This window comes from Pseudomonas sp. 34 E 7 (assembly GCF_900005715.1).
GTDB lineage: Bacteria > Pseudomonadota > Gammaproteobacteria > Pseudomonadales > Pseudomonadaceae > Aquipseudomonas > Aquipseudomonas orientalis_A.
The window spans coordinates 25080-32051 of sequence record NZ_CVTX01000013.1 but is presented as its reverse complement, the minus strand read 5'-3'; the positions used below and the strand labels follow the sequence as shown (position 1 = coordinate 32051).

Genomic DNA, 6972 nt, shown 5'->3' with positions numbered 1-6972 from the left:
GCTGTGCGTCGAGCTTGCGCAACACCTCGGGCTGCCGCCCGGTCCACGGTTCTGCGAGTGCGCAGTCCAGCGGATCGAAACCCAGCTCGAACGCCTTGGCCAATACGCGCAACAAGCTCGATTGCGCGCCACGGCCATCGCCACGGGGAATGCGCAGCAAGGCCAGCAAGGTATCGATACGCAAGCGCCCCGCCGGCGACTCGCCAAAGATATGCAGGCCGTCGCGGATCTGTGATTCCTTCAGATCACACAAGTAGGTGTCCAGGCGCGGTAACCAGATGTCGGCATCGGCCTCGCCGTCCAGCTCAAGTTCCTGGTCGATACGGGTTTCGCGCACCAGCTTGAGGATGTCTTTCTGCAATTCCAACGCGCGTCGCGGGTCGAGCAACTGCGCTTCGTAATATTCGTCGGCCAGCAATTCCAGGTCGCGTAGCGGGCCGTAGGTTTCGGCGCGGGTCAGGGGCGGCATCAGGTGGTCGATGATCACCGCCTGGGTGCGCCGCTTGGCCTGGGCGCCCTCGCCCGGGTCATTGACGATAAACGGGTAGATATTCGGCAGCGGGCCGAGCAGCACGTCCGGCCAGCAGTTTTCCGACAGGCCCACGCCCTTGCCCGGCAGCCATTCGAGGTTGCCGTGCTTGCCCACATGAATCAGCGCATGGGCGCCGTAGGTCTGGCGCAGCCAGAAGTAGAACGCCAGGTAGCCGTGGGGCGGGACCAGGTCAGGGTCGTGATACACCGCGCTCTGATCAACCTGATAACCGCGCGCCGGTTGAATGCCGACGAAGGTCTGGTCCAGGCGCAGGCCGGCGATCATCAGACGGCCGTCGCGGCACATCGGGTCCTGATGCGGCGCGCCCCAGCGCTTGAGCACCGCTTGACGATTGGCCTCGGGCAGGCGCTGGAACATTGCGTCATAGTCGTCCAGGCCCAGGCTTTGATGGCACGGGCGCAGGTCCAGGCTGTCCAGGTCGTTGGTGACGCCGCCCAGCAAGGCGTGGATCAAAGCGGTGCCGCTGTCCGGCAAGGTGGACGGCACCGGGTACCCTTCGGCTTGCAACGCGCGCAGGATGTTCAGCGCTGCCGCCGGCGTATCCAGGCCCACGCCATTGCCGATACGGCCGTCGCGGGTTGGATAATTGGCCAGGATCAGCGCCACACGCTTGTGCGCATTCGGCAGCCGCGCCAGCTCGACCCAGCGGCGCGCCAGTTCGGCGACAAAATCCATGCGCTCGGGCGCGGCGCGGTAGCACACCACGTCCGACTGGCTGCGCTCACTGCGCCATGCCAGGTCCTTGAAGCTGATCGGCCGGCTGATGATGCGCCCGTCCAGCTCCGGCAAGGCAATGTGCATCGCCAGGTCGCGGGGGCCGAGCCCCTGTGCGCTGGCCTCCCAGCCGGGTTGGTTATCCTGGGCGCAGATCGCCTGGATCACCGGGATATTGCGCCGAAACGGGCGCAGGTGCGGTGCTTCCGGGCTGGATTGGGCAAAGCCTGTGGTGTTGAGTATCACTGCGGCTTGCATGTCGTCCAACAGGTCCTCGACCACCGTGAGGCAACCGGGCTCTTTCAAACTGGCCACTGCGATGGGCAACGGGTTCAGGCCCGCGGCCTGCAAGCGCTGGCAGAACACATCGATAAACCCGGTATTGGCCGCCTGCAAGTGCGAGCGGTAGAACAGCACCGCAGCCACGGGGAAGTCGGCGTGCCACTGCGCCTGCCAGTCATTGAGGCGGGCATTGGCGGTGTGCGGGTGATAGATCGCCGTACGCGGCAAGGTTTGCGGTTCGGCCCAGGCATAGTCGCGGCCCAGATGGGCACTGGCCAGGCAGCGATAAAAGTCCAGCGCATTGCCCAGGCCACCCTGGCGCAGAAAGTGCCACAGACGCTCGCGCTGTTCGGCGGCGACGGTGCTCAGGCCGCTGAGTTCCGGGTCCGGACGATCGTCCCCCGGCACCAGGATCAGCGTGACGCCGCGTCCGGCCAGTTCCACCAGGCGCTCGATGCCGTAGCGCCAATAACCGATGCCGCCGTGCAGGGAAATCAGGATGACCTTGGCGTGGCGCAACACCTCATCGACGTACAAGTCGACCGAGGCGTGGTTCTGCACCTGCATCGGGTTGGCCAGGCGCAGGCTGGGGTAATCCTCGGGCAGTTGCTGCGCCGCTTCGGCGAGCAGCGCCAGGCTGGAATCGCCGCTGCACAGGATCACCAGCTCGGCGGGGGTTTGGCCAAGGTCGGCGATATTGTCGTCCGCGACGAAGCCACCGGGTTGGGTCCTGAGCAGGTGCATGGTTAAACGCTGAGGGCGGCGCGCAGTTGCGCTTCAAGGCCCACGGCATCCAGTTCCTGGCCAATCAGCACCAGGCGCGTGGTGCGTGCTTCTTCCAGGCCCCAGGCACGGTCGAAGTGCTTGTCGAAGCGCGTGCCCACGCCCTGGATCAGCAGGCGCATCGGCTTGTTCGGGATCGCAGCGAAACCTTTGACGCGCAGGATGCCGTGCTGCACCACCAATTGGGTCAAGGCGTTGAGCAACAGGGCTTCATCGGCTTGCGGCAGGTCGATGGAAATGGAGTCGAAGGCATCGTGATCGTGGTCGTCCTCACCGTCGTGGTGCTGATCATGATGGCTGTGGCGCGCGTCGATGTGCTCCTCGGAGCCGGCGCCCAGGCCAATCAGCACGTCCAACGGCACGCGACCGCTGCTGGCTTCGATGATCTTCACCGCCGGCGGCAGCTCTTCAGCCACTTCCAGGCGCACGCGGGCCAGGTCTTCGGCGCTTATCAGGTCGGCTTTGTTGAGGATCACCAGGTCGGCACTGGCCAATTGGTCGGCGAACAGCTCGTGCAACGGCGACTCGTGGTCCAGGTTCGGGTCGAGCTTGCGCTGGGCATCGACCTGGTCGGGGAACGCGGCGAAGGTGCCGGCGGCCACGGCCGGGCTGTCGACCACGGTGATCACCGCGTCGACGGTGCAGGCGCTGCGGATTTCCGGCCACTGGAAAGCCTGTACCAGCGGTTTTGGCAGGGCCAGGCCCGAGGTTTCGATGAGAATGTGGTCAAGGTCGGCGCGACGGGCGACCAGCTCACGCATCACCGGGAAGAACTCTTCCTGCACGGTGCAGCACAGGCAGCCGTTGGCCAGCTCGTAGACGCGGCCGTTGGCTTCTTCTTCGGTGCATCCGATGGAGCACTGCTTGAGGATTTCACCGTCAATGCCCAGCTCGCCGAACTCGTTGACGATCACGGCAATGCGACGGCCCTGGGCGTTGTCGAGCATATGGCGCAGCAAGGTGGTTTTGCCCGAGCCGAGAAAGCCGGTAACGATGGTGACGGGGAGTTTGGCCAGTGTTTTCATCGGATGCCCTTTGGGGCGGGCATACGGGACGACAGGCCCTGCGGCGACGCGCAGCAGCGGATTTCGTCACCGGATCACCCCGCCCGGTTGAATTGAAAAATCAGTGACGAGGCAGGTCTCCTGGCTTGGGGCGTGCAGGTCTTGCGACCCATGCTGACTGCGCCTTCCCGCCGTCTCGGCAGTGGCATGGCAGTCAACTGAACCCTTCACAGTTGCGGGGGCAGCCGCGGCTTGAACCGCGTTCCCTTCTTAGCTTCGGCCGCAGCCGAAGAACCTCGAGGGTGCAAGGCTACAGGGGCTCGCGGCATTTGACTACCGTCCCCGGCCCATGCTCTCCTACTCATCTTGTTTCGGGTGCCCTTCACAGGGTGAAACGGGAAACCGGTGCGCCATAGACCCATGGCAAGTCCGGTGCTGCCCCCGCAACGGTAAGCGAGCGAAGCGTCAAATCCACTGTGCGTATGCATGGGAAGGAGATGCTTGATAAGGCCCACTCTTTGTTCAAGAGCGCCCCTCGCAAGCCCGGAGACCGGCCCGAAAAAATCAGATAACAAACCCGCGGTGGGCGGGCGCTGTTCGAAACCCTGCGTGCCTGGCGCGTGGGGTTTGCATGCGCTCGTTTCACCCTGACACCTGAAAGGGACGCGCCATGTCGATCATCAGCAGCACTTCGCCCGCAGCCAGCAGCACTGCCACCTTGAGCCAACGCCTGACCGCCGCTATCGGTGCGTCGATCCTCGGCGCGTGCCTGGTGTATTTCGCCGGCTTCTCCCATATCGAGGCCGTGCACAACGCGGCCCACGATACCCGCCACAGCGCCGCGTTCCCGTGCCACTGAGACCTGCCGACATGATCAAGCGTATTGCCCAAACCGCAGGCTTCACCGGCTTGTTGGCCGCCCTGCTGCTGACCCTGCTGCAAAGCCTGTGGGTCGCGCCATTGATTTTGCAGGCGGAGACTTTTGAAAAGGCTCCAGCCGTGGCCGAAGTGCCCCATGAACATGCCGTAGGCGCTGCTGCCCACACCCACGACGCCGAAGCCTGGGAACCGGAAGATGGCTGGCAGCGCGTGCTGTCGACCACCGGTGGCAACCTGGTCGTGGCGGTCGGGTTTGCGCTGATGCTCGCCGGCCTGTACACCCTGCGCGCACCCACCCGCACAGCTCAAGGGCTGCTGTGGGGCCTGGCCGGTTATGCCACCTTCGTACTCGCGCCGACCCTGGGCCTGCCGCCCGAGCTGCCGGGCACCGCCGCCGCTGATCTGGCGCAACGACAGATCTGGTGGATCGGCACCGCTGCGTCTACCGCTGCCGGCATTGCCTTGCTGGTGTTCGGTCGCGGCTGGGTGCTCAAAGTGCTGGGTGTGGCGATCCTTGCCGTGCCTCACGTGATCGGCGCTCCGCAGCCGGAAGTCCACGCCATGCTGGCCCCGGAGGCCCTCGAAGCCCAGTTCAAGATCGCATCGCAGTTGACCAATGTGGCGTTCTGGCTGGCCCTTGGCTTGATCAGTGCCTGGCTGTTTCGCCGTAACCGCGATGAACACTACGCGGCATGACCCTCGTCGTCGGCCTGGGTTGCCAGCGCGGCTGTGACGTGCGCACCCTGCTGGAGCTCCTTGATAGCGCCCTCGCCGAGAGTGGCATTGAACGCCAACGCATTACCGCGCTGGCGAGCATTGATCGCAAACAGGCTGAGCCAGGGTTGTTGGCCCTGGCCCGGTTGCTGAACCTGCCGTTGCAGTGTTTCAGCGCCGAAGAGCTGGCGGGCTATGAACATCGGCTGAGCCACAAATCAGCCGTCGCGTTCAGCCATAGCGGCTGTTACGGCATCGCCGAAAGCGCCGCGCTGGCCCTGGCCGAGCAACTCGCCCACGGCCCGGCCCGCCTGCTGATTACCCGCAGGAAAACCGCCCAGGCTACCTTTGCATTAGCCTGCGCCGGTTAAAATCCCGATAATTGCCGCTCTCGATCATGAGCAATCTTCATGCTCGCCCGTTTTACAACAGGAATTCCCCATGACCGTCTACTTCATCGGTGCCGGCCCCGGCGACCCGGAACTGATTACCGTCAAGGGCCAGCGGCTGATCCGCAGTTGCCCGGTGATCATCTACGCCGGCTCGCTGGTGCCTGCGGCGGTGCTCGAGGGTCATCAGGCACACCAGGTGGTCAACAGCGCCGAGCTGCACCTGGAACAGATCATCGACTTGATCAAGGCCGCCCATGCGCAAGGCCAGGATGTGGCACGCGTGCACTCCGGCGACCCAAGCCTGTATGGGGCGATTGGCGAGCAGATTCGCCATTTGCGTGAGCTGGGGATCCCCTTCCAGATCATTCCCGGTGTCACCGCAGTGGCGGCCTGCGCGGCGCTGCTGGAAACCGAGCTGACCCTGCCGGACATCGCCCAGAGCGTGATCCTGACCCGCTATGCCGATAAAACCAGCATGCCCGCCGGCGAGGACTTCGACAGCCTGGCCCGCCACGGCACGACCATGGCGATTCACCTGGGGGTCAACCACCTGGAGAAGATCGTCGCGGAGCTGCTGCCGCACTATGGCGCCGACTGCCCGATCGCCGTGGTGCACCGCGCGACCTGGCCGGATCAGGATTGGGCGGTGGGAACATTGGCGGATATCGCCGAAAAAGTCGCGGCCAAGGGGTTTCGGCGTACCGCATTGATTGTGGTGGGTCGAGTGCTGGCCAGTGACACGTTCAGCGAGTCGTCACTGTATCGGGCGGGGCATGCGCACCTGTACCGACCTTGAGTTTCCACTTTACAAAACCCAATCAATCCGCTGATTTAAATCAATAAATCCAATAAAACTGTAGGAGCGAGCTTGCTCGCGAAAAACCTCAACGATAACGCGCGCTTCCTGAATCAACGCGGCGCCTGTGAGTTTTTCGCGAGCAAGCTCGCTCCTACAATATTGGGCAAGCCCCCTCCCACACTTAATCCTTTTTTAAGCATAAAAAAACGGCGCTCACGGGGCGCCGTTTTTTCGTCGCAGTGAACACCTTACTCAGTAGTAGGCGTTTTCTTTCTGCGTATGGTCGGTCACGTCACGTACACCCTTGAGCTCGGGAATGCGCTCGAGCAGGGTGCGCTCGATGCCTTCACGCAGGGTCACGTCCGCCTGGCCGCAGCCTTGGCAACCGCCGCCGAACTTCAATACGGCGATACCGTCATCCACCACATCGATCAGGCTCACCTGGCCGCCGTGGCTGGCCAGCCCCGGGTTGATCTCGGTTTGCAGGTAGTAGTTGATACGCTCATTGACCGGGCTGTCAGCGTTGACGTTCGGCACCTTGGCATTGGGCGCCTTGATGGTCAATTGGCCACCCATACGATCAGTGGCGTAGTCGACCACGGCATCGTCAAGGAAGGCTTCACTGAAGGCATCGATGTACGCGGTGAAGCTCTTGAGCCCCAATGCGGTGTCTTCAGGCTTCTCTTCCCCAGGCTTGCAGTAGGCAATGCACGTCTCGGCGTACTGGGTACCAGGCTGGGTAATAAAGACGCGGATACCGATACCCGGGGTGTTCTGCTTGGACAGCAGGTCAGCCAGGTAATCGTGGGCGGCGTCGGTAATGGTTATGGCAGTCATGGAAACTCCTCACAG

7 protein-coding genes and 2 riboswitches are annotated in these 6972 nt (G+C 63.5%); of the genes, 4 read left to right on the top strand and 3 right to left on the bottom strand.

Going from position 1 to position 6972, the window contains the following annotated elements; all coding sequences use genetic code 11:
* Together cobN and cobW are read right to left on the bottom strand one after the other, a co-directional pair.
* Positions 1–2293 (bottom strand): cobaltochelatase subunit CobN (cobN, locus tag BFP96_RS00460; RefSeq protein ID WP_065935373.1); only part of this gene is annotated, 2293 nt, incomplete at its 3' end.
* A gap of 2 nt (positions 2294–2295) precedes the next feature.
* Positions 2296–3357, bottom strand: a complete 1062-nt coding sequence (gene cobW, locus BFP96_RS00455) for a cobalamin biosynthesis protein CobW (protein WP_065898334.1) — start codon at positions 3355–3357, stop codon at positions 2296–2298.
* A gap of 92 nt (positions 3358–3449) precedes the next feature.
* Positions 3450–3650: riboswitch (cobalamin riboswitch) on the bottom strand.
* A gap of 42 nt (positions 3651–3692) precedes the next feature.
* Positions 3693–3910: riboswitch (cobalamin riboswitch) on the top strand.
* A gap of 96 nt (positions 3911–4006) precedes the next feature.
* Between cobW and BFP96_RS00450 the strand changes: the two genes are divergently transcribed.
* The 4 genes from BFP96_RS00450 (at position 4007) to cobM (ending at position 6117) form a co-directional block, all read left to right on the top strand.
* Positions 4007–4195, top strand: a complete 189-nt coding sequence (locus tag BFP96_RS00450; RefSeq protein ID WP_065898335.1) for a CbtB domain-containing protein — start codon at positions 4007–4009, stop codon at positions 4193–4195.
* Between the two features lie 11 nt (positions 4196–4206).
* A complete protein-coding gene (locus tag BFP96_RS00445; protein ID WP_065935372.1) occupies positions 4207–4911 on the top strand; it encodes a CbtA family protein in 705 nt (234 codons plus the stop codon).
* Complete coding sequence (locus BFP96_RS00440; RefSeq protein ID WP_065895384.1) at positions 4908–5300, top strand: cobalamin biosynthesis protein; 393 nt, start codon at positions 4908–4910, stop codon at positions 5298–5300. Before BFP96_RS00445 ends, BFP96_RS00440 begins: the two co-directional genes overlap by 4 nt.
* Positions 5301–5370: 70 nt before the next feature.
* Positions 5371–6117 (top strand): precorrin-4 C(11)-methyltransferase, encoded by a 747-nt coding sequence (gene cobM / locus BFP96_RS00435; RefSeq protein WP_065935371.1) that lies wholly within the window; start codon positions 5371–5373, stop codon positions 6115–6117.
* Between the two features lie 255 nt (positions 6118–6372).
* Here the strand turns inward: cobM and nfuA are convergent, their stop codons facing one another.
* Positions 6373–6957, bottom strand: coding sequence for a Fe-S biogenesis protein NfuA (gene nfuA, locus BFP96_RS00430; protein WP_003190728.1), 585 nt, complete (start codon positions 6955–6957; stop codon positions 6373–6375).
* Positions 6958–6972: the final 15 nt, after the last annotated feature.